Here is a 20,938-nt window from a genome sequence, read left to right on the forward strand (position 1 = left end):
GTCAGTTCTCCTTGAACGGGAAGCCGAGCGCCCGCAGCAGGGCCCGGCCCTCGTCGTCGTTCTTCGCGGTGGTCACCACGGTGATGTCCATGCCCCGGACCCGATCGATCCGGTCCTGGTTGATCTCGTGGAACATCACCTGCTCGGTCAGACCGAAGGTGTAGTTCCCGGTGCCGTCGAACTGCTTCGGGGACAGGCCGCGGAAGTCGCGGATCCGGGGCAGCGCGAGCGCCAGCAGCCGGTCCAGGAACTCCCACATCCGGTCGCCGCGCAACGTCACGTGGGCGCCGATCGGCATCCCCTCACGCAGCTTGAACTGCGCGATCGACTTGCGGGCCTTGGTGACCTGCGCCTTCTGGCCGGTGATCGCGGCCAGGTCCTTCACGGCGCCCTCGATCAGCTTCGAGTCGCGCGCCGCCTCGCCGACGCCCATGTTCACCACGATCTTGGTGAGCCCGGGCACCTGCATGACGTTCGCGTACTGGAACTGCTCGTGCAGCTGGCCGACGATCTCCTCGCGGTACTTCGTCTTCAGCCGCGGCTGGACCTTGTTCTCGGTTACTGCGGTGGTCATCAGATCTCCTCGCCGGTGCGCCGGGCGACCCGGACGCTCCGGTAACCCGTGTACGTCGAACCGTCGGGACGGCGCTTCTGCACCTCGACACGGTTGTAGCCGACGCGCGTGGTCACCTTCTCCTTCTTGCCGTCCTTCTCGACCTCGACAAGAAGCGCCACGTTCGAGACGTGGATCGGGGCTTCCTGGGTGACGATGCCACCGGTGGTGCCGCCGCGCTGGGCCTGCTGCACCTTGGTGTGCTTCTTCACCCGGTTGACGCCCTCGACGATGACCTTCTCGTCGTCCGGGAAGACCTGGATGATCTTGCCCTCGAGGCCCTTGGACCTACCGGCGATCACGCGGACCTGATCGCCCTTCTTCACGTTCAGCTTCTTCTGCTGGGCCATCTCAGAGCACCTCCGGCGCGAGCGAGATGATCTTCATGAAGCGCTTCTCGCGCAGCTCCCGGCCGACCGGCCCGAAGATACGGGTGCCGCGCGGCTCGCCGTCGGCCTTCAGGATCACCGCGGCGTTCTCGTCGAAGCGGATGTAGGAGCCGTCCGGACGCCGGCGCTCCTTCACGGTACGCACGACGACCGCCTTGACGACGTCACCCTTCTTCACACCGCCGCCGGGGATCGCGTCCTTGACGGTGGCGACGATCGTGTCACCGACACCGGCGTAGCGCCGACCGGAGCCACCGAGAACGCGGATGCACAAGATCTCCTTGGCACCCGTGTTGTCGGCGACCTTCAGTCGCGACTCCTGCTGGATCATCTGTTGATCTCCTGGTTGTCTCGCTGGTTCTCACTCACGTGAGCCTTGCGGAACGAATAATTTCGATTGGTTGCCGATCGCGCCGCTTGTCAATGGGCGCAGCCCGGGAACAGCTAGAATTACTTGGCCTTCTCGAGGATCTCGACGACGCGCCAGCGCTTGGTCGCCGACAGCGGCCGGGTCTCCATCAGGAGGACGCGGTCGCCGATGCCGGCGGCGTTCTGCTCGTCGTGCGCCTTGAGCTTGCTGGTACGACGGATGACCTTGCCGTACAGCTTGTGCTTGACCCGGTCCTCGACCTCGACGGTGACGGTCTTGTCCATCTTGTCGCTCAGCACCAGGCCCACCCTGGTCTTCCGGTGGGCTCGCGCCTCGGGGGTCGTGCTCACGGTCTCGTCCTTCACGTTCTCGGTCATGCGTTCGCCTTCTCACTGTCGTCCGCTTCGTCGGCGACGACCTCGGCCTCGACCGGGGCGTCGACCTCCTCGGTGATACCGAGCGCACGCTCGGACAGCACCGTGTAGATGCGGGCGATGTCCTTACGGACGGCACGCAGCCGGCCGTGGGACTCCAGCTGGCCCGTGGCAGCCTGGAACCGGAGGTTGAACAGCTCCTCCTTGGCTTCGCCGAGCTTCGTCATCAGCTCGTCACGACCCAGGTTCCGCAGCTCAGCGGCGGTCAGGGTAGCCATCAGTTCTCACCTGCCTCTCGGGTGATGAAGCGGCACTTCATCGGCAACTTGTGGATCGCGCGGCGCATCGCCTCGCGAGCGATGTCCTCCGGCACACCGGAGAGTTCGAACATCACGCGACCGGCCTTCACGTTGGCGATCCACCATTCCGGCGAACCCTTACCGGAACCCATCCGGGTCTCGGCCGGCTTCTTGGTCAGCGGGCGGTCGGGGTAGATGTTGATCCACACCTTGCCGCCACGCTTGATGTGCCGGGTCATCGCGATACGCGCGGCCTCGATCTGCCGGTTGGTGACGTAGTGGCTCTCCAGCGCCTGGATGCCGAAGTCACCGAAGGCGAGCGTCGTACCACCCTTGGCCGCGCCGGAGCGCGTCGGGTGGTGCTGCTTGCGGTGCTTGACCTTGCGGGGGATGAGCATTGTTCAGCTCTCCGTTCCGGTCGTCTCGGCGGGCTTGTCGGCCGCCGGCGCGCTCGCCTCGGCGGCAGGCGCCGCGTTGTTGTTGCGCGCGTCGTCGCGCCGGTCGCCACCGCGACCGCCACGGTCACCGCCGCGACCGCCACGGTCACCGCCGCGTCCGCCACGGTCACCCCGGTCGCCACCGTCACGGCGGGCCGGACGGCCACGCTGCTGGGTAGCAGCGCGGGCAGCAGCCTGCGCCTCGCGCTCGGCGCGAGTGCCGGCGACGTCGCCCTTGTAGATCCAGACCTTCACGCCGATCCGGCCGAAGGTCGTGCGGGCCTCGTAGAAGCCGTAGTCGATGTCGGCCCGCAGCGTGTGCAGCGGGACGCGGCCCTCGCGGTAGAACTCCGACCGCGACATTTCCGCGCCACCGAGCCGGCCGGAGCACTGGATCCGGATGCCCAGGGCGCCGCCACGCATGGTGGTCTGCATCGCCTTGCGCATCGCGCGGCGGAACGCCACGCGGCCGGACAGCTGCTCGGCCACGCCCTGCGCGACCAGCTGAGCGTCGACCTCGGCGTTCTTCACCTCGAGGATGTTCAGCTGCACCTGCTTGCCGGTGAGCTCCTCCAGGCTGCCCCGAATCCGGTCCGCCTCGGCGCCGCGGCGACCGATGACGATGCCCGGACGAGCGGTGTGGATGTCGACCCGGACCCGGTCACGGGTGCGCTCGATCTCCACGCGGGAGATGCCGGCGCGCTCCATGCCCTTGCTCAGCAGACGACGGATCTTGACGTCCTCGCCCACGTAGTCCTTGTACAGCTTGTCGGCGTACCAACGGCTCTTGTGGTCGGTGCTGATGCCGAGACGGAACCCGTGCGGGTTTACCTTCTGTCCCACGTCAGGACTCCTTCTTCTCAGCGGTGGCCTTCTTGGTGGCCGCCTTCTTGGCGGTCGCCTTCTTGGCCGGCTTCTCGGCGGCCTCGGCCGGCTTGTCGGCGGCCTTCTTGGCCGCCTTCTTCGCCGGTGCCTTCTTCGCCGTGTCAGCGGTGTCCGCGGACTTCTTCGCGGCGGCCTTCTTGACCGGGGCCTTCTCGACCGGCTCGTCGGTGACCCGCGGGGTGACCACGATGGTGATGTGGCTCGTCCGCTTGTCGATCCGGGTGGCCCGGCCCTGTGCACGCGGGCGGTGACGCTTCAGCGTCGGTCCCTCGTCCACGAGGACCTTGGCCACGACCAGGTCGGCCCGGTTCAGGTGCTCGGTGCCCTCGGCGTTCGCCGCGGCGCTGTCGACGACCTTGTACACGGTCGCGGCAGCGGCCTGCGGGGCGAACTTCAGAGTGGCGAGTGCGTCGTCGACGCCCAGACCGCGCACCAGATCACCCACGCGGCGCGCCTTCATCGGCGTCACGCGGACGAAGCGCGCGACCGCGAAGGCCCCGGGCTGCTCGCCCAGCAGGCTCTCGCGACGGGCGCTGATCGCCCTACGCTCTTGAACGCTCATGATGTTCGAATCTCTCCGTAGATTGCTTTCGCTTCGTCACTGTCCCTGCGGGATCAGCGACGCCGTGACTTCCGGTCGTCCTTCTCGTGACCCTTGAACGTCCGGGTCGGGGCGAACTCGCCGAGCTTGTGCCCGACCATCGAGTCCGTCACGAACACCGGCACGTGCTTGCGGCCGTCGTGCACCGCAATCGTGTGGCCGATCATGTCCGGCACGATCATCGATCGGCGAGACCAGGTCTTGATGACGTTCTTGGTGCCCTTCTCGTTCTGCACCTCCACCTTCTTGGCCAGGTGGTGGTCGACGAACGGGCCCTTCTTCAGGCTGCGTGGCATTCTGGCCGGCTCCTATCAGCGCTTCTTGCCGGCCTTGCGGCGCCGGACGATCATTCGGTCGCTTTCCTTGCGGGTGCGGGTCCGGCCTTCCGGCTGGCCCCACGGGGACACCGGGTGGCGACCACCCGAGGTCTTACCCTCACCACCACCGTGCGGGTGGTCGACCGGGTTCATCGCGACACCGCGGACGGTCGGGCGCTTGCCCTTCCAGCGCATCCGGCCCGCCTTGCCCCAGTTGATGTTCGACTGCTCGCCGTTGCCGACCTCACCGAGGGTGGCGCGGCAGCGCACGTCGACCATCCGGACCTCGCCGGACGGCATCCGCAGGGTGGCCATCCGGCCTTCCTTCGCGACCAGCTGAATGCTGGTACCGGCGGAGCGGCCCATCTTGGCGCCACCACCCGGACGCAGCTCGACAGCGTGGATCGTGGAGCCCACCGGGATGTTGCGCAGCGGCAGGTTGTTACCGATCTTGATGTCGGCGGCCGGGCCGTTCTCGACGACGGTGCCCTGCTTCAGATTGGTCGGGGCGAGGATGTAGCGCTTCTCGCCGTCGACGTAGTGCAGCAGCGCGATCCGCGCGGTCCGGTTCGGGTCGTACTCGATGTGCGCGACCTTGGCCGGCACGCCGTCCTTGTCGTACCGCTTGAAGTCGATCAGCCGGTACGCCCGCTTGTGACCGCCACCGTGGTGCCGGGTGGTGATCTTGCCGGAGTTGTTCCGGCCGCCCTTCTTCGGCAGCGGACGCAGCAGCGACTTCTCGGGGGTCGAACGGGTGAGCTCGACGAAGTCGGCCACGCTCGAGCCACGGCGGCCCGGCGTTGTCGGCTTGTACTTGCGGATTCCCATTACGACTGGCCTCCGAAGATATCGATGCGGTCGTCACCCTTGAGGGTCACGATCGCCCGCTTGGTGTCCGGGCGCTTGCCGAAACCGGACCGGGTCCGGCGGCGCTTGCCCTTGCGGTTCAGGGTGTTGACGTCGCTGACCTTGACCTTGAACACCTTCTCGACCGCGAGCTTGATCTCGGTCTTGTTGGCGTCCGGTGCGACCTCGAACGTGTACTTCTGCTCGTCCAGCAGGCCGTAGCTCTTCTCGCTCACGACCGGCCGGAGCAGCACGTCACGCGGGTCCTTGTTGACTCCGTGGCTCATGCCTCTACCTCCTCGGCCTCAGTCGACGTTGCGACGGCCTTGACGGACTTGCCCTTGGGCGCGCCGGCGACGAACGAGTCGAGCGCGCTCTTGGTGAACACGACCGCGTCGCTGCACAGCACGTCGTACGCGTTGAGCTGGTCGGCGGCGATCAGGTGCACGTGCTGCACGTTGCGCAGGCTCAGCCAGGTGAGCTCGTCGGCGCGGTCGACGACGACCAGCGCCTTGCCCGGCTCGGTCACCTCGCCCAGGACCTTCAGGGCCGACTTGGTGGAGGGCTTGTCGCCGTCCACGAAGCTCTCGACCACGAACACCTGGCCGTCACGGGCCCGGTCGGACAGCGCACCGCGGAGCGCGGCGGCGATCATCTTCTTCGGGGTCCGCTGGCTGTAGTCGCGCGGCGTGGGGCCGAAGACGACGCCACCACCGGTGAACTGCGGCGCGCGGGTCGAACCCTGGCGGGCGCGACCGGTGCCCTTCTGGCGGTACGGCTTGGCGCCACCGCCGGACACCTCGCCCCGGGTCTTCACCTTGTGCGTACCCTGGCGGGCCGCGGCCAGCTGGGCCACCACGACCTGGTGGATCAGCGGCACGTTGACCTGGACGTCGAACAGCTCGGCCGGAAGCTCGGCGGAACCCTTCTTGCTGACCTTGTCGCCCTTCACGACGACGACGTCGACGGTGCTCACTTCGAAGCTCCCTTCGCGGCGTTGCGGATCAGCACGAGGCCGCCCTTGGGGCCGGGGACGGCGCCCTTGATCAGGATCAGGCCGCGCTCGACGTCGATCGCGTGAACCGAAACGTTCTGCGTGGTGACCTGCTCGTGGCCCATCCGGCCCGCCATCCGCAGGCCCTTGAAGACCCGGCCCGGGGTGGCGCAGCCGCCGATGGAACCCGGCGAGCGGTGCTTCTTGTGCACACCGTGGGTGGCGCGCAGACCGTGGAAGCCGTGCCGCTTCATGACGCCGGCGAAACCCTTGCCCTTGCTGGTCGCGGAAACGTCGACCCGCTCACCGGCCTCGAAGGCCTCGGCCTTGATCTCCTGGCCCAGGGTGTACTCGCTGGCGTCGGCGGTGCGCAGCTCCAGCAGGTGGCGCCGCGGCGTCACGCCGGCCTTGTCGAAGTGACCGCGCATCGGCTTGGTCACCTTGCGCGGGTCGATGTCGCCGAAGGCGATCTGGACGCCGTCGTACCCGTGGCTGGCCGAGGTGCGAACCTCGGTCACGACACACGGGCCGGCCTGGACCACGGTCACGGGGACGACGCGGTTGTTCTCGTCCCAGGTCTGGGTCATGCCGAGCTTGGTGCCCAGCAGACCGCGCGTGTTCTTTAGCTTGCTCATTGGCTGTTCGCGTCCCTCAGAGCTTGATCTCGATGTCGACGCCGGCCGGCAGGTCGAGACGCATCAGCGAGTCGACGGTCTTCGGCGTGGGGTCGATGATGTCGATGAGCCGCTTGTGGGTGCGCATCTCGAAGTGCTCGCGGCTGTCCTTGTACTTGTGCGGCGAGCGGATGACGCAGAACACGTTCTTTTCCGTCGGCAACGGCACCGGGCCAGCAACCTTCGCACCAGTACGCGTCACCGTGTCGACAATCTTGCGTGCCGAGCTGTCGATGACCTCGTGGTCGTAGGCCTTCAGCCGGATGCGGATCTTTTGTCCCGCCATCGCTTCGCTTCGTCCTTCTCTATCGTCTTCGCCTTCGTTGCTCCGACCCCCGCGGTCGGGTGTGTCGCGTGCGCGGAACGCGCGTGACCCACCGCTTCGTCGACCTGGATTGGAGATCGGGGCCCGGTCTCGGACCGGAACCTCGGCATGGTCTCCGGTCCAGCGCGCCAGCCAGATCAAGAAGATCTGGGGCGCACCCCGGCGGCCTCGCCTGAGCAACCTGAATATTGTGCCATCGATCGGCGTCGGAACGCCAATCGGGTGGCTTCACGCCTGATCCGGTACCACCTGAGCGCCGGATCAGGCGCAAAGCAGAGGTCCGCGAGGGCTCAGTACCGCAAGCCCTCGCGGACCTCGTGAGATCACTTGATGATCTTGGTGACCCGGCCGGCGCCGACGGTGCGGCCACCTTCACGGATCGCGAACTTCAGACCGTCCTCCATGGCGATCGGCTGGATCAGCTCGACCAACATGTCGGTGTTGTCGCCCGGCATGACCATCTCGGTGCCCTCGGGCAGCGTGACGACACCGGTGACGTCGGTGGTACGGAAGTAGAACTGCGGGCGGTAGTTCTGGAAGAACGGCGTGTGACGGCCGCCCTCCTCCTTCGAGAGGATGTAGACCGACGCCTCGAAGTTCGTGTGCGGGGTCGTGGTGCCCGGCTTGATGACGACCATGCCGCGCTCGACGTCCTCGCGCTTGGTGCCACGAAGCAGCAGACCGACGTTCTCACCGGCCTGGCCCTCGTCGAGCAGCTTGCGGAACATCTCGATACCGGTGACCGTGGTGGTCTGCTTGGTCTCGCGGATGCCGATCAGGTCGACGGTCTCGTTGACCTTGACCACACCGCGCTCGATCCGGCCGGTGATGACCGTGCCGCGACCGGTGATGGTGAAGACGTCCTCCACCGGCATCAGGAACGGCTTGTCGATCTCGCGCTCCGGCTGCGGGATGTAGTTGTCGACCGCGTCCATCAGCTCGAGGATCGACTCGCCCCACTTGGCGTCGCCCTGCAGAGCCGGGTGCGCCGCGACCTTGATGACCGGTGCGTTGTCGCCGTCGAACTCCTGCTCCGAGAGCAGCTCGCGAACCTCGAGCTCGACGAGCTCCAGGATCTCCTCGTCGTCGACCATGTCGCACTTGTTCAGGGCGACGACCATCGCCGGCACGCCGACCTGACGGGCGAGCAGCACGTGCTCACGCGTCTGCGGCATCGGGCCGTCGGTGGCGGCGACGACCAGGATCGCACCGTCCATCTGGGCCGCACCGGTGATCATGTTCTTGATGTAGTCCGCGTGACCCGGGCAGTCGACGTGGGCGTAGTGCCGGGCCTCGGTCTGGTACTCGACGTGCGCGATCGAGATGGTGATGCCGCGCTGGCGCTCTTCCGGCGCCTTGTCGATCTGATCGAAGGCCGACGCCTCGTTGAGGGTCGGGTACTTGTCGTGCAGCACCTTGGTGATCGCCGCGGTAAGCGTGGTCTTACCGTGGTCGATGTGACCGATGGTGCCGATGTTGACGTGCGGCTTGGTCCGCTCGAACTTCGCCTTCGCCACTGGGGCCCTCCTGGATAAATGTTGACTACGCCGTACGCCGACGCGCTTTGGGTGTGGTGGTCAGGAGCGAGAAGTTACTCGCCCCGGGCCTTCTTGATGATCTCTTCCGCCACGTTCTTCGGAACCTCGGCGTAGGAATCGAACTGCATCGAGTAGGACGCGCGGCCCTGGGTCTTGGACCGCAGGTCACCGACATACCCGAACATCTCGGACAACGGCACCAGGGCCTTGATGGCCCGGCTGCCACCGGGGCCTTCGTCCATCGACTGGATCTGGCCACGGCGCGAGTTGAGGTCGCCGATCACTTCACCCATGTAGTCCTCGGGCGTGATGACCTCGACCGCGAACATCGGCTCGAGGATGACCGGAGTCGCCCGGCGGGCGGCGTCCTTGAAGGCCATCGAACCGGCGATCTTGAAGGCGAGCTCGGACGAGTCGACATCGTGGTAGGCGCCGTCGGTCAGCGTGACCTTGACGTCCACCATCGGGTAGCCGGCCAGTACGCCGAACTCCATCGCCTCCTGGGCGCCCTCGTCCACCGACGGGATGTACTCCCGGGGGATCCGGCCACCGGTGACGGAGTTGACGAACTCGTAGCCGCCTTCGCCGCCGGCCTCGACCGAGGTCGGCTCGATGTTGATGATCACGCGCGCGAACTGACCCGAACCACCGGTCTGCTTCTTGTGCGTGTAGTCGACCTTCTCGACCTTCTTCTTGATGGTCTCGCGGTAGGCGACCTGCGGCTTGCCGACGTTGGCCTCGACGCGGAACTCGCGCTTCATCCGGTCGACCAGCACCTCGAGGTGCAGCTCGCCCATACCGGCGATGATGGTCTGGCCGGTGTCCTCGTCGGTCCGGACCTGGAAGGTCGGGTCCTCCTCGGCGAGCCGCTGGATCGCGACGCCCAGCTTCTCCTGGTCGGCCTTCGACTTGGGCTCGATGGCGACCGAGATGACCGGGGCCGGGAACTGCATGGACTCCAGCACGACCGGCTTCGCCGGGTCGCACAGGGTCTCACCGGTGGTGGTGTCCTTGAGGCCCATCACGGCGACGATGTGGCCGGCGCCGATCGATGCGATCTCCTCACGCTTGTTCGCGTGCATCCGGTAGATCTTGCCGATCCGCTCCTTGCGGCCCTTCGTCGGGTTCAGCACCTGGGTGCCGGTCTCCAGCTTGCCCGAGTACACCCGGATGAAGGTCAGCTTGCCCAGGTGCGGGTCGGCCGCGATCTTGAACGCCAGCGCCGAGAACGGCTCGCTGTCGTCCGGCTTGCGCAGCACGACCTGCTCGGCGTCCTTGACGTCGTGGCCCTCGATGGCCGGGACGTCGATCGGGCTCGGCAGGTAGGCGTTGATCGCGTCCAGCAGCGGCTGGACGCCCTTGTTCTTGAACGCCGTACCGGTCAGCACCGGGGTCAGCTTGCTCGCGATGGTCGCGCGCCGGATCGCCGCGACGAGCTGCTCCTGGGTGGGCTCGTCGCCCTCCAGGTACATCTCCATGATCTCGTCGTCGGCCTCGGCCAGCGTCTCGACCAGCTTGTCGCGCCACTCGGCGGCGATCTCGGTGTGGGTCGCCGGGATCTCCTCGACGGTGTAGTCCTCACCCATCGTGGTCTCGCCGCGCCAGGTCAGCGCGCGCATCCCGATCAGGTCGACGACGCCGATGAAGTCGGCCTCGGACCCGATCGGCAGCTGCAGCACCAACGGCACCGCGGCCAGCCGGTCGACGATCATGTCGACACAGCGCATGAACTCCGCGCCGGTCCGGTCCAGCTTGTTCACGAAGCAGATGCGGGGTACGCCGTACCGGTCGGCCTGACGCCAGACCGTCTCCGACTGCGGCTCCACGCCGGCGACACCGTCGAACACAGCGACGGCACCGTCGAGGACGCGCAGCGAGCGCTCCACCTCGACGGTGAAGTCGACGTGGCCCGGGGTGTCGATGATGTTGATGGTGTGGTCTTTCCAGGTGCAGGTCGTCGCGGCGGACGTGATCGTGATGCCGCGCTCCTGCTCCTGCTCCATCCAGTCCATCGTGGCGGCGCCGTCGTGGACCTCACCGATCTTGTAAGTGATACCGGTGTAGAAGAGGATCCGCTCGGTCGTCGTCGTCTTGCCGGCGTCGATGTGGGCCATGATCCCGATGTTGCGGACCTTGGCCAGGTCGGTGGTGATTTGTACGGCCACCTCGGTGGTCTACCTCTCGATTCTGTTACTGCGTCAAAGGGGTGAGTGCTGGAGTCCGGATCGGACTCCGGATCACCAGCGGTAGTGGGCGAAAGCCTTGTTGGCTTCGGCCATCTTGTGCGTGTCCTCGCGGCGCTTCACCGACGCACCGAGACCGTTGGACGCGTCCAGGATCTCGTTCATCAGGCGCTCGGACATGGTCTTCTCGCGACGCGCACGGGAGTACGACGTCAGCCAGCGCAGGGCGAGCGTGGTCGAGCGACCCGGCTTGACCTCGATCGGCACCTGGTACGTGGCTCCACCGACGCGGCGGCTCTTCACCTCGATGCTCGGCTTCACGTTGTCCAGCGCACGCTTCAGCGTGATCACCGGGTCGGTGCCGGTCTTGGTACGAGTGCCCTCGAGCGCGTTGTACACGATGCTCTGCGCGATCTGCTTCTTGCCGTCGACCAGGATCTTGGAGATCAACTGGGTGACGAGCGGCGAACTGTAGACCGGGTCGATGATGACCGGGCGCTTCGGGGCGGGGCCCTTGCGCGGCATTAGCTCTTCTCCTTCTTCGCGCCGTAGAGGCTGCGAGCCTGCTTCCGGTTCTTCACACCCTGGGTGTCGAGCGAACCGCGGATGATCTTGTACCGGACACCCGGGAGGTCCTTCACACGACCGCCACGCACGAGCACGATCGAGTGCTCCTGCAGGTTGTGGCCGACGCCGGGAATGTAGGCGGTGACCTCGATACCGCTGGTCAGGCGGACACGCGCAACCTTGCGAAGCGCGGAGTTCGGCTTCTTCGGCGTGGTCGTGTAGACGCGCGTGCACACACCACGACGCTGAGGGGAACCCTTCAGGGCGGGCGTCTTGTTCTTGGACACCTTGTCCTGGCGGCCCTTGCGGACCAGCTGGTTAATGGTGGGCACCGCGTGGGTCTCTTTCTGTCGTCCGGCTGGGTTTGTAGCTTTTGCCTGACCCCCGCGGTCGGGTGTGTCGCGTGCGCACGAGCAGACCGAAGCCGTAATCTTCCAGACTGTCGGCAGGAGTCCCGTGCCACGCGGCCCGATCCGTTGGACGAGGGGCACGCATGACGGCCCAGGAAAGACCCCGGGCACGATCGTTAAGACTAGCGGCTGCCTCAAGTGCGGTCAAAATGAGTAAAAGACCGCGGTCGGAGACCTTCCGCTAATCAAGTGTACAGGGCCCCTGGAACGACTCTCGGCAAACGCTTCCAGAGGCCCTGATCAGGTGTCGTCAGACGCGGAACTCGACGTCCGTTATCAGGCCGTCGGCGACCCGGTAGAGGGCGAGCTGCGGGGTGGATCCGCCGTCGTCGTACGTGACCACGTGCTCCACCACCCACTCCCCCAGCATCAGCCGCTGGACGACCTCGGTCTTGCAGCGGCCGGCCGCGAAGCGCGGGCGGTAGAACTCGCGCAGGAACCGGCGGCCCTTGAGTTCGGCGCCGTCCGCGAGCAGGATCCGGGCGGTCGGCGAGTACATGGCCAGGAAGGCCTCGAGGTCGTGTGCGTCGTACGCCGCGTGCTCTCGGCCGATCACCCGCGCAGCCGGGGTGTCGGCGGTGACCGCCGCGACAGTCGCCGCTCCCAGGCCCGCCAACGGGGGCTGAGGCGCGGCGGAGACAACGGGTGCGGGGGTGACAGGTGCAGGGGCGGCAGGCGGCTGACTAGCGGGTACAGCCGGAGCCGGGGTTTCCTGCACCGCGACGGCTGCCTTGGGTGCAGGCGTCGTACGGCGGGTTGAAGTGGTCTTCTTCTTGGCCGGGGGTGGGACGAGGAGCTTGCCGTCGGCGCCAGGCTCTTCGCCGAGGTGGGCGATCGCCCAGTCCAGAGCCTTGGTCACGGCGGCGCGTGATTCTTCGGTGTGGTCGAGCATGTCGAACCCGTGGTGCCCTTTCGGTACGTCGATGATGTCCAGCGCGGCGCCGCCCGCGGAGACGAACTCCGCTACCGGACCGGCGAGCTCCTCACGCTCGAGTCCAGCTCTGGTCAGCAGCACCGGCAGGTCCTTGTGTTTGCCGATCACTTCGGCGGCGGTTACCAAATCGTCGACACCGGGCGGGGTGGCGAGCAGGGGGTAGGTCAGGGCGACGAAGCGCAGCCAGTCGGGGCGGCTGTCCAGCCACTCCCCGGCCAGCAGGCCGGCGCCGGAGAAGAACCACAGCCCGACCCGATCGGGGTCGACCCGTGGGTCGGAACGCAGTACGCCGACCGCTGCCTCCACCTCGTCCGCGGCCGCGACCAGTCGGTCGAGGCCGTGGATCAGGCTGTGGTCGACGACCGCGGCCACCAGGCCCCGCCTGGCGGCAGCCGTCGCGTAGCCCTTGTAGACCGGCCAGTCCCGAGGCATCACCTCGAGGCCGGCAGGTCCGGGTCCCCCGTGCACGAAGAGAATTGCGCCGCCTCGGGCGGTACCGGGCGGGCGGTACAGGTCGATCTCCCCCAGGCGATCGACGCGTACGTCAGAACCTTCCAGAACCCCCAAGACGAAAGGCCGCAGGTAGGCCGGCAGATCCGTCATGCACCAATCTTGGCGCATAGCGGGCACCTTTACAGCCGCCACCCCGAGTGTCTTTTCCGGCACCCGTCGTACTGGCGCGTAAATGCGCCGAGGGCGGCACCTCCCAGCAGGGAAGTGCCGCCCTCTTTCAGGCGTTGACTGCGCTCAGTTCTGGTACGAACCGAGGTCGAAGTCGTCGAGCGGGACCGACTGACCGCTGGACGGGCCGAAGTCGTAGTCGTACGACTCGTAGCCGACCATCGAGTACATCGCGGCCTTCGCCTCCTCGGTGGGCTCCACCCGGATGTTGCGGTAACGGTCCATGCCGGTACCCGCCGGGATCAGCTTTCCGATGATGACGTTCTCCTTCAGACCGACCAGCGAGTCGGACTTGCCGTGGATCGCGGCCTCGGTCAGGACGCGGGTCGTCTCCTGGAAGGAGGCGGCCGACAGCCACGACTCGGTGGCCAGCGAGGCCTTGGTGATACCCATCAGCACCGGACGACCGGAGGCCGGCGTACCGCCCTCGGCCACGACGCGACGGTTCTCCGCCTCGAACATGATCCGGTCCGCCAGCTCGCCCGGCAGCAGGTTCGCCTCGCCGGACTCGATCACCGTGACCCGGCGCAGCATCTGCCGGACGATGATCTCGATGTGCTTGTCGTGGATGGCCACACCCTGCGACCGGTACACCTCCTGGACCTCGTCCACCAGGTGCTCCTGCGCCTTGCGGACACCCAGGATCCGCAGAACCTCCTGCGGGTCCGGCGTACCCTGCGTCAGCTGCTGACCGACCTCGACGTGCTGACCGTCCTCGATCAGCAGACGGCCGCGCTTCGACACCGGGTAGGCGACCTCCTCGGAACCGTCGTCCGGGGTGAGCACCAGCTTCCGGGTCTTGTCGGTGTCCTCGATCGCGATCCGGCCCGCGGCCTCCGAGATCGGCGCCTTGCCCTTGGGCTGACGCGCCTCGAACAGCTCGACCACACGCGGCAGACCGTGGGTGATGTCATCACCCGCGACACCACCGGTGTGGAAGGTCCGCATCGTCAGCTGCGTACCCGGCTCACCGATGGACTGGGCCGCAATGATGCCGACCGCCTCGCCGATGTCGACCGGCTTACCGGTCGCCAGCGAACGGCCGTAGCACTTCGCGCAGGTACCGGTCTTGGCGTCACAGGTGAGCACAGACCGGACCTTGACCTCCTCGAGCCCGGCCGCGACCAGCTTCGCGATCGACACGTCGCCCAGGTCGGCGCCGCCGGCGAGCACGACGTTGCCGTCGGCGTCCAGGGCGTCGGTGGCCAGGGTCCGCGCGTACGCGCTGGTCTCCACGTTCTCGGCGTGCACGACCTTGCCGGACGGGTCCTTCTCGCCGATCTGCTTCGGCAGGCCCCGCTCGGTCCCGCAGTCCTCCTCGCGGATGATCACGTCCTGCGACACGTCCACCAGACGACGGGTCAGGTACCCCGAGTCGGCGGTCCGCAGCGCGGTGTCGGCCAGACCCTTCCGGGCGCCGTGGGTGGCGATGAAGTACTCGACCACCGACAGGCCCTCGCGGAAGTTGGACTTGATCGGCCGGGCGATGATCTCGCCCTTCGGGTTGGCGACCAGGCCACGCATACCGGAGATCTGCCGGATCTGCATCATGTTGCCTCGGGCTCCCGAGTGCACCATCATCCAGATCGGGTTGTCCTTGGCGAAGTTCTCCTCCATCGCCTTACCGACCTCGGCGTTGGCGCCGGTCCAGATCTCGATCAGCTCCTGACGCCGCTCGGACGAGGTGATCAGACCCCGCTCGAACTGCTTCTGGACCTTCTCGGCCTGGGACTCGTACCGCGCCATGATCTCCGGCTTGGACGGCGGCGTGCTGAAGTCGTCGATCGACACCGTCACGCCGGAACGCGTGGACCAGTAGTAACCGAGGTCCTTCAGCGCGTCCAGGGCGTGCGCGACCTCGACCTTGGTGTACCGCTCGGCCAGGTCGTTGACGATCCCGCCGAGCTGCTTCTTGCCCACCTCGGTGTCGACGAACGGGTAGTCCGCCGGCAGCGCCTCGTTGAACAGCGCCCGGCCCAGCGTGGTCTCCAGCGCGAAGCCGCCGTTGCCCAGCTCGAGCGCGTTCTGCGGTGCGGCCGAACCGTTGAGCCGGATGGTGATCTTGGCCTGCAGCGCCAGTTCGCTGCGGTCGAAGGCCATCATCGCCTCGGCCACCGAGCTGAACGCCCGGCCCTCGCCCTTGGCGCCTTCCTTCAGCATGGTCAGGAAGTAGATGCCGATGATCATGTCCTGGGTCGGCATCGTGACGGGGCGACCGTCGGCCGGCTTCAGGATGTTGTTCGTCGACAGCATCAGGATCCGGGCCTCGGCCTGTGCCTCGGCCGACAGCGGCAGGTGCACCGCCATCTGGTCGCCGTCGAAGTCCGCGTTGAACGCGGAGCAGACGAGCGGGTGGATCTGGATCGCCTTGCCCTCGATCAGCTGCGGCTCGAACGCCTGGATGCCGAGCCGGTGCAGCGTAGGCGCACGGTTCAGCAGCACAGGGTGCTCGGTGATGACCTCTTCCAGCACGTCCCAGACCTGGGCGCGCTGACGCTCGACCATCCGCTTGGCGGACTTGATGTTCTGCGCGTGGTTGAGGTCGACCAGCCGCTTCATCACGAACGGCTTGAAGAGCTCCAGCGCCATCGCCTTCGGCAGACCGCACTGGTGCAGCTTCAGCTGCGGGCCGACCACGATGACCGAACGGCCCGAGTAGTCGACGCGCTTGCCGAGAAGGTTCTGACGGAAGCGGCCCTGCTTGCCCTTGAGCATGTCGGACAGCGACTTCAGCGGCCGGTTGCCCGGACCGGTGACCGGACGGCCGCGGCGGCCGTTGTCGAACAGCGCGTCGACGGCCTCCTGCAGCATCCGCTTCTCGTTGTTGACGATGATCTCCGGCGCGCCCAGGTCGAGCAGTCGCTTGAGCCGGTTGTTCCGGTTGATCACCCGGCGGTACAGGTCGTTCAGGTCCGAGGTGGCGAACCGGCCACCGTCGAGCTGGACCATCGGCCGCAGGTCCGGCGGGATCACCGGGACGCAGTCGAGCACCATGCCCATCGGGCTGTTGTTGGTGGCCAGGAACGCGGTGACGACCTTCAGCCGCTTCAGGGCGCGGGTCTTGCGCTGGCCCTTACCGGTCTTGATCGTCTCGCGCAGGTTGTCCGCCTCGGCCTTCAGGTCGAAGGTCTCCAGCCGGCGCTGGATCGCGGCGGCGCCCATGGCGCCCTCGAAGTACTTGCCGAACCGCTCCTTCATGGCGCGGTAGAGGATCTCGTCGCCCTCGAGGTCCTGGACCTTCAGGTTCTTGAACCGGGTCCAGACCTCGTCGAGACGGTCGATCTCGCGCTGCGAGCGGTCGCGCAGCTGCTTGACCTCCCGCTCGGCGCCTTCCTTGACCTTGCGGCGTACGTCGGCCTTGGCGCCCTCGGCCTCGAGCTGCGCCAGGTCCTCCTCGAGCTTCTTCATCCGCTGCTCGATGTCGTTGTCACGACGGTTCTCGAGCTGCTTGCGCTCCACGTCCACGCGGCCCTCGAGCGAGGACAGGTCGCGGTGCCGCGACTCCTCGTCGACGTCGGTGATCATGTACGCCGCGAAGTAGATGACCTTCTCCAGGTCCTTCGGGGCGAGGTCGAGCAGGTAGCCGAGCCGCGACGGGACACCCTTGAAGTACCAGATGTGGGTGACCGGCGCGGCCAGCTCGATGTGGCCCATCCGCTCGCGGCGCACCTTGGAGCGGGTGACCTCGACGCCACACCGCTCGCAGATGATGCCCTTGAAGCGAACGCGCTTGTACTTGCCGCAGTAGCACTCCCAGTCCCGGGTGGGACCGAAGATCTTCTCGCAGAACAGACCGTCACGCTCGGGCTTGAGCGTCCGGTAGTTGATCGTCTCGGGCTTCTTGACCTCGCCGTGCGACCACTGGCGGATTTCATCCGCGGTCGCCAGGCCGATCCGAAGCTCGTCGAAGAAGTTCACGTCGAGCACGATGTGTTATCTCCCGTTGCTAAAAATGGTCTGAGTGAGTTGGTTGTTGATCTCAAGCGGCAACCCGCTCAGACCTCCTCGACGCTGTTCGGCTCGCGCCGGGACAGGTCGATGCCCAGTTCCTCCGCTGCACGGAAGACGTCCTCCTCGCTGTCGCGCATCTCGACCCGGCTTCCGTCGGACGAGAGCACTTCCACGTTCAGACACAGGGACTGCATTTCCTTGACCAGAACCTTGAAGGACTCCGGGATACCCGGCTCCGGGATGTTCTCGCCCTTGACGATCGCTTCGTACACCTTGACGCGGCCGACCACGTCGTCCGACTTGATGGTGAGCAGTTCCTGCAGCGCGAAGGCGGCACCGTAGGCCTCCAGGGCCCACACCTCCATCTCGCCGAACCGCTGGCCGCCGAACTGGGCCTTACCGCCCAGCGGCTGCTGCGTGATCATCGAGTACGGACCGGTCGAACGCGCGTGGATCTTGTCGTCGACCAGGTGGTGCAGCTTCAGGATGTACATGTAGCCGACACCGATCGGGTCCGGGAACGGCTCACCCGAACGACCGTCGAACAGCTTCGCCTTGCCCTGCCCGTTGACCATCCGGACGCCGTCCCGGTTCGGCAGCGTGGAGCTGAGCAGGCCGGTGACCTCCTCCTCCGTGGCGCCGTCGAACACCGGAGTGGCGACGTTCGTCATCGGCTCGGCCGCACCGGCGCCGATCTTGATCAGCCGCTGCGCCCACTCCTCCTCGTTCTCCGGGTCGACCTCCCAGCCGCGGCTGGCGATCCAGCCGAGGTGGGTCTCCAGGACCTGGCCGACGTTCATCCGGCCGGGCACGCCCAGCGGGTTCAGGATGACGTCGACGTGGGTGCCGTCCTCGAGGAACGGCATGTCCTCGACCGGCAGGATCTTCGAGATGACGCCCTTGTTGCCGTGCCGGCCGGCCAGCTTGTCACCGACCGAGATCTTCCGCTTCTGGGCCACGTAAACGCGGACCAGCTGGTTGACGCCCGGCGGCAGCTCGTCGCCGTTGTCCCGGTCGAAGACGCGGACACCGATGACGGTGCCCTCCTCGCCGTGCGGAACCTTCAGCGACGTGTCGCGGACCTCGCGCGCCTTCTCACCGAAGATCGCGCGCAGCAGCCGCTCCTCCGGGGTGAGCTCGGTCTCGCCCTTCGGCGTGACCTTGCCGACCAGGATGTCACCGGTGGTGACCTCGGCGCCGATCCGGATGATGCCGCGCTCGTCCAGGTCGGACAGCATCTCGTCGGAGACGTTCGGGATGTCCCGGGTGATCTCCTCCGGACCCAGCTTGGTGTCGCGGGCGTCGACCTCGTGCTCCTCGATGTGGATCGAGGTCAGCAGGTCCTGCTGTACGACGCGCTGGCTGAGGATGATCGCGTCCTCGTAGTTGTAGCCCTCCCACGTCATGAACGCGACCAGCATGTTGCGGCCGAGGGCCATCTCGCCCTCGTCGGTGCACGGACCGTCGGCCAGCGGCGTACCGATCTCGACCCGCTGACCGGCGTCCACCAGCGGGCGCTGGTTGATGCAGGTGCCCTGGTTCGAGCGGCGGAACTTCGCCATCCGGTAGGTCTGGTACGTGCCGTCGTCGGCGGCGATCTCGATCAGGTCGGCCGAGACCTCCTTGACCACACCGGGCTTGTCGGAGACGACCACGTCTCCGGCGTCGACCGCACCGCGGAACTCCATGCCGGTACCGACCAGCGGGGCGTCCGAGGTGATCAGCGGCACCGCCTGGCGCTGCATGTTCGAACCCATCAGCGCGCGGTTGGCGTCGTCGTGCTCGAGGAACGGGATCAGCGCGGTCGCCACCGACACCATCTGGCGCGGCGAGACGTCCATGTAGTCCACGTCGTCGACCGGCACGAGCTCGACCTCGCCGTGCCGGCGACGGACCAGCACGCGCTCCTCGGCGAACCGGTTGTCGTCGTTCAGCGCCGCGTTGGCCTGAGCGATGACGAAACGGTCCTCCTCGTCGGCGGTCAGGTAGTCCACCTGGTCGGTGACCTGGCCGTCGACGACCTTGCGGTACGGCGTCTCGACGAAGCCGAACGCGTTCACCCGGCCGTACGACGCGAGCGAGCCGATCAGACCGATGTTCGGGCCTTCCGGCGTCTCGATCGGGCACATCCGGCCGTAGTGCGACGGGTGCACGTCACGGACCTCGAACCCGGCCCGCTCACGGCTCAGACCACCCGGGCCGAGCGCGTTCAGCCGGCGCTTGTGGGTCAGGCCCGCGACCGGGTTGGTCTGGTCCATGAACTGCGACAGCTGGGAGGTGCCGAAGAACTCCTTCAGCGCCGCCACCACCGGACGGATGTTGATCAGGGTCTGCGGCGTGATCGCCTCGACGTCCTGGGTCGTCATCCGCTCCCGGACCACGCGCTCCATCCGGGCCAGGCCGGTGCGCAGCTGGTTCTGGATCAGTTCACCGACGGTCCGCAGCCGGCGGTTGCCGAAGTGGTCGATGTCGTCTTCCTCGACCACGATCTCGCCGGTCGGGGCGGGCAGCTCGGTCTTGCCTTCGTGCAGCGCGACCAGGTACTTGATCGTGGCGACGATGTCGTCGACGGTCAGCACCGCCATGTCGTGCGCCTCGTCACGGCCGAGCTTCTTGTTGATCTTGTAGCGGCCGACCTTGGCCAGGTCGTAGCGCTTGCCGTTGAAGTAGTAGTTCTCCAGCAGCGCCTGCGCGGCCTCGCGGGTCGGCGGCTCACCCGGACGCAGCTTGCGGTAGATGTCGAGCAGCGCGTCGTCCTGGCCGGACGTGTGGTCCTTCTCCAGGGTGAGGCGGATCGACTCGTAGTCCCCGAACTCCTCGAGGATCTGCGCGTCGGTCCAGCCGAGCGCCTTCAGCAGCACGGTGACGTTCTGCTTGCGCTTCCGGTCGAGGCGGACGCCGACCATGTCCCGCTTGTCCACCTCGAACTCCAGCCACGCGCCGCGCGACGGGATGATCTTGGCGGTGAAGATGTCCTTGTCGGACGTCTTGTCCGGCGTGCGCTCGAAGTACACACCGGGCGAACGGACGAGCTGCGACACGACGACACGCTCGGTGCCGTTGATCACGAAGGTGCCCTTGCGCGTCATCAGCGGGAAGTCGCCCATGAAGACGGTCTGGCTCTTGATCTCGCCGGTCTCGTTGTTCATGAACTCGGCGGTGACGAACAGCGGGGCGGAGTACGTGACGTCCCGCTCCTTGCACTCGTCCACCGTGTTCTTCGGCGGCTCGAAGCGGTGGTCGCGGAACGACAGCGACATGGTGCCGCTGAAGTCCTCGATCGGGGAGATCTCCTCGAAGATCTCTTCCAGGCCGCTGGGGCCGGACAGGTCCGACCGCCCCTCGGCCTCGGCGGCGGCCACGCGGGCCTGCCACGTTTCGTTACCGACCAGCCAGTCGAAACTGTCCACCTGCAGCGCAAGCAGATCCGGAACCTGGAGAGGCTCGGAGATCTTTGCGAAGGAGATGCGGCGGGGGCCGGTGACGTTGGAAATGCTGTCGGACTGGGGGTTGCGCGAGGCGACCAAGGGGCGTCCTTCCACGGGCTCGC

The 20,938-nt window shown here is 66.9% G+C and carries 21 protein-coding genes; all 21 read right to left on the reverse strand.

The genetic code is table 11. The annotated features are described in order from the left end of the window. Position 1: 1 nt before the first annotated feature. Positions 2 to 574 carry a 50S ribosomal protein L5 gene (gene rplE / locus ACLJOO_RS05750; protein ID WP_410785760.1) on the reverse strand — a complete coding sequence of 191 codons (573 nt, stop codon included), beginning with the start codon at positions 572 to 574 and terminating at the stop codon, positions 2 to 4. Next, the gene (rplX, locus tag ACLJOO_RS05755; protein WP_410785761.1) at positions 574 to 963 is read right to left on the reverse strand and encodes a 50S ribosomal protein L24; all 390 of its coding nucleotides are present in this window, start codon (positions 961 to 963) and stop codon (positions 574 to 576) included. The genes rplE and rplX overlap by 1 nt, the downstream gene beginning before the upstream one ends. 1 nt (position 964) lies before the next feature. Beyond that, positions 965 to 1,333: a 50S ribosomal protein L14 gene (gene rplN, locus ACLJOO_RS05760; protein WP_012923677.1), complete on the reverse strand. Its 369-nt coding sequence runs from the start codon at positions 1,331 to 1,333 to the stop codon at positions 965 to 967. Between the two features lie 119 nt (positions 1,334 to 1,452). Continuing rightward, entirely contained in the window at positions 1,453 to 1,749 is a 297-nt protein-coding gene (rpsQ, locus tag ACLJOO_RS05765) for a 30S ribosomal protein S17 (protein ID WP_130384636.1), read from the reverse strand. Beyond that, complete coding sequence (rpmC, locus tag ACLJOO_RS05770) at positions 1,746 to 2,024, reverse strand: 50S ribosomal protein L29 (RefSeq protein ID WP_410785762.1); 279 nt, start codon at positions 2,022 to 2,024, stop codon at positions 1,746 to 1,748. Before rpmC ends, rpsQ begins: the two co-directional genes overlap by 4 nt. Then, complete coding sequence (rplP, locus tag ACLJOO_RS05775; RefSeq protein ID WP_130384638.1) at positions 2,024 to 2,443, reverse strand: 50S ribosomal protein L16; 420 nt, start codon at positions 2,441 to 2,443, stop codon at positions 2,024 to 2,026. Before rplP ends, rpmC begins: the two co-directional genes overlap by 1 nt. Before the next feature lie 3 nt (positions 2,444 to 2,446). Further along, entirely contained in the window at positions 2,447 to 3,325 is an 879-nt protein-coding gene (gene rpsC / locus ACLJOO_RS05780; protein WP_410785763.1) for a 30S ribosomal protein S3, read from the reverse strand. A gap of 1 nt (position 3,326) precedes the next feature. After that, complete coding sequence (gene rplV / locus ACLJOO_RS05785) at positions 3,327 to 3,929, reverse strand: 50S ribosomal protein L22 (protein ID WP_410785764.1); 603 nt, start codon at positions 3,927 to 3,929, stop codon at positions 3,327 to 3,329. Between the two features lie 53 nt (positions 3,930 to 3,982). Beyond that, complete coding sequence (rpsS, locus tag ACLJOO_RS05790; RefSeq protein WP_130384641.1) at positions 3,983 to 4,264, reverse strand: 30S ribosomal protein S19; 282 nt, start codon at positions 4,262 to 4,264, stop codon at positions 3,983 to 3,985. Positions 4,265 to 4,279: 15 nt separating this feature from the next. After that, positions 4,280 to 5,113: a 50S ribosomal protein L2 gene (gene rplB, locus ACLJOO_RS05795; RefSeq protein WP_130384642.1), complete on the reverse strand. Its 834-nt coding sequence runs from the start codon at positions 5,111 to 5,113 to the stop codon at positions 4,280 to 4,282. Further along, complete coding sequence (gene rplW, locus ACLJOO_RS05800) at positions 5,113 to 5,418, reverse strand: 50S ribosomal protein L23 (protein ID WP_130384643.1); 306 nt, start codon at positions 5,416 to 5,418, stop codon at positions 5,113 to 5,115. Before rplW ends, rplB begins: the two co-directional genes overlap by 1 nt. Further along, on the reverse strand, positions 5,415 to 6,107 hold the full coding sequence (gene rplD, locus ACLJOO_RS05805; protein ID WP_410785765.1) for a 50S ribosomal protein L4: 693 nt from the start codon (positions 6,105 to 6,107) through the stop codon (positions 5,415 to 5,417). The genes rplW and rplD overlap by 4 nt, the downstream gene beginning before the upstream one ends. Then, positions 6,104 to 6,760 (reverse strand): 50S ribosomal protein L3, encoded by a 657-nt coding sequence (gene rplC, locus ACLJOO_RS05810; RefSeq protein WP_410785766.1) that lies wholly within the window; start codon positions 6,758 to 6,760, stop codon positions 6,104 to 6,106. Before rplC ends, rplD begins: the two co-directional genes overlap by 4 nt. A 16-nt stretch (positions 6,761 to 6,776) precedes the next feature. Continuing rightward, positions 6,777 to 7,085, reverse strand: coding sequence for a 30S ribosomal protein S10 (gene rpsJ, locus ACLJOO_RS05815; RefSeq protein ID WP_012923688.1), 309 nt, complete (start codon positions 7,083 to 7,085; stop codon positions 6,777 to 6,779). Between the two features lie 362 nt (positions 7,086 to 7,447). Beyond that, positions 7,448 to 8,641, reverse strand: coding sequence for an elongation factor Tu (gene tuf, locus ACLJOO_RS05820; protein ID WP_410785767.1), 1,194 nt, complete (start codon positions 8,639 to 8,641; stop codon positions 7,448 to 7,450). A 74-nt stretch (positions 8,642 to 8,715) separates the two neighbouring features. Beyond that, positions 8,716 to 10,827, reverse strand: coding sequence for an elongation factor G (gene fusA / locus ACLJOO_RS05825; protein WP_410785768.1), 2,112 nt, complete (start codon positions 10,825 to 10,827; stop codon positions 8,716 to 8,718). A 72-nt stretch (positions 10,828 to 10,899) separates the two neighbouring features. Continuing rightward, positions 10,900 to 11,370: a 30S ribosomal protein S7 gene (gene rpsG / locus ACLJOO_RS05830; RefSeq protein ID WP_130384648.1), complete on the reverse strand. Its 471-nt coding sequence runs from the start codon at positions 11,368 to 11,370 to the stop codon at positions 10,900 to 10,902. Next, positions 11,370 to 11,744, reverse strand: coding sequence for a 30S ribosomal protein S12 (gene rpsL, locus ACLJOO_RS05835; RefSeq protein ID WP_130384649.1), 375 nt, complete (start codon positions 11,742 to 11,744; stop codon positions 11,370 to 11,372). The genes rpsG and rpsL overlap by 1 nt, the downstream gene beginning before the upstream one ends. Before the next feature lie 328 nt (positions 11,745 to 12,072). Next, positions 12,073 to 13,359 (reverse strand): nuclear transport factor 2 family protein, encoded by a 1,287-nt coding sequence (locus ACLJOO_RS05840; RefSeq protein WP_410785769.1) that lies wholly within the window; start codon positions 13,357 to 13,359, stop codon positions 12,073 to 12,075. 144 nt (positions 13,360 to 13,503) lie between these two features. Then, complete coding sequence (locus tag ACLJOO_RS05845) at positions 13,504 to 17,364, reverse strand: DNA-directed RNA polymerase subunit beta' (protein ID WP_410785770.1); 3,861 nt, start codon at positions 17,362 to 17,364, stop codon at positions 13,504 to 13,506. A gap of 68 nt (positions 17,365 to 17,432) precedes the next feature. After that, complete coding sequence (rpoB, locus tag ACLJOO_RS05850) at positions 17,433 to 20,915, reverse strand: DNA-directed RNA polymerase subunit beta (protein WP_410785771.1); 3,483 nt, start codon at positions 20,913 to 20,915, stop codon at positions 17,433 to 17,435. Positions 20,916 to 20,938: the final 23 nt, after the last annotated feature.

This window comes from Kribbella sp. C-35, assembly GCF_046549195.1.
GTDB lineage: Bacteria > Actinomycetota > Actinomycetes > Propionibacteriales > Kribbellaceae > Kribbella.

Excerpts from the sequence above, each read along its gene's own strand:
- rplN (WP_012923677.1), bottom strand. The coding sequence starts at position 1,333 with ATGATCCAGCAGGAGTCGCGACTGAAGGTCGCCGACAACACGGGTGCC.
- rpsG (WP_130384648.1), bottom strand. The coding sequence starts at position 11,370 with ATGCCGCGCAAGGGCCCCGCCCCGAAGCGCCCGGTCATCATCGACCCG.
- rpsQ (WP_130384636.1), bottom strand. The coding sequence starts at position 1,749 with ATGACCGAGAACGTGAAGGACGAGACCGTGAGCACGACCCCCGAGGCG.
- rplV (WP_410785764.1), bottom strand. The coding sequence starts at position 3,929 with ATGAGCGTTCAAGAGCGTAGGGCGATCAGCGCCCGTCGCGAGAGCCTG.
- rplC (WP_410785766.1), bottom strand. The coding sequence starts at position 6,760 with ATGAGCAAGCTAAAGAACACGCGCGGTCTGCTGGGCACCAAGCTCGGC.
- rpsS (WP_130384641.1), bottom strand. The coding sequence starts at position 4,264 with ATGCCACGCAGCCTGAAGAAGGGCCCGTTCGTCGACCACCACCTGGCC.
- rplB (WP_130384642.1), bottom strand. The coding sequence starts at position 5,113 with ATGGGAATCCGCAAGTACAAGCCGACAACGCCGGGCCGCCGTGGCTCG.
- ACLJOO_RS05840 (WP_410785769.1), bottom strand. The coding sequence starts at position 13,359 with ATGACGGATCTGCCGGCCTACCTGCGGCCTTTCGTCTTGGGGGTTCTG.
- rplE (WP_410785760.1), bottom strand. The coding sequence starts at position 574 with ATGACCACCGCAGTAACCGAGAACAAGGTCCAGCCGCGGCTGAAGACG.
- rpmC (WP_410785762.1), bottom strand. The coding sequence starts at position 2,024 with ATGGCTACCCTGACCGCCGCTGAGCTGCGGAACCTGGGTCGTGACGAG.
- rplP (WP_130384638.1), bottom strand. The coding sequence starts at position 2,443 with ATGCTCATCCCCCGCAAGGTCAAGCACCGCAAGCAGCACCACCCGACG.
- rplX (WP_410785761.1), bottom strand. The coding sequence starts at position 963 with ATGGCCCAGCAGAAGAAGCTGAACGTGAAGAAGGGCGATCAGGTCCGC.
- rplW (WP_130384643.1), bottom strand. The coding sequence starts at position 5,418 with ATGAGCCACGGAGTCAACAAGGACCCGCGTGACGTGCTGCTCCGGCCG.
- rpsJ (WP_012923688.1), bottom strand. The coding sequence starts at position 7,085 with ATGGCGGGACAAAAGATCCGCATCCGGCTGAAGGCCTACGACCACGAG.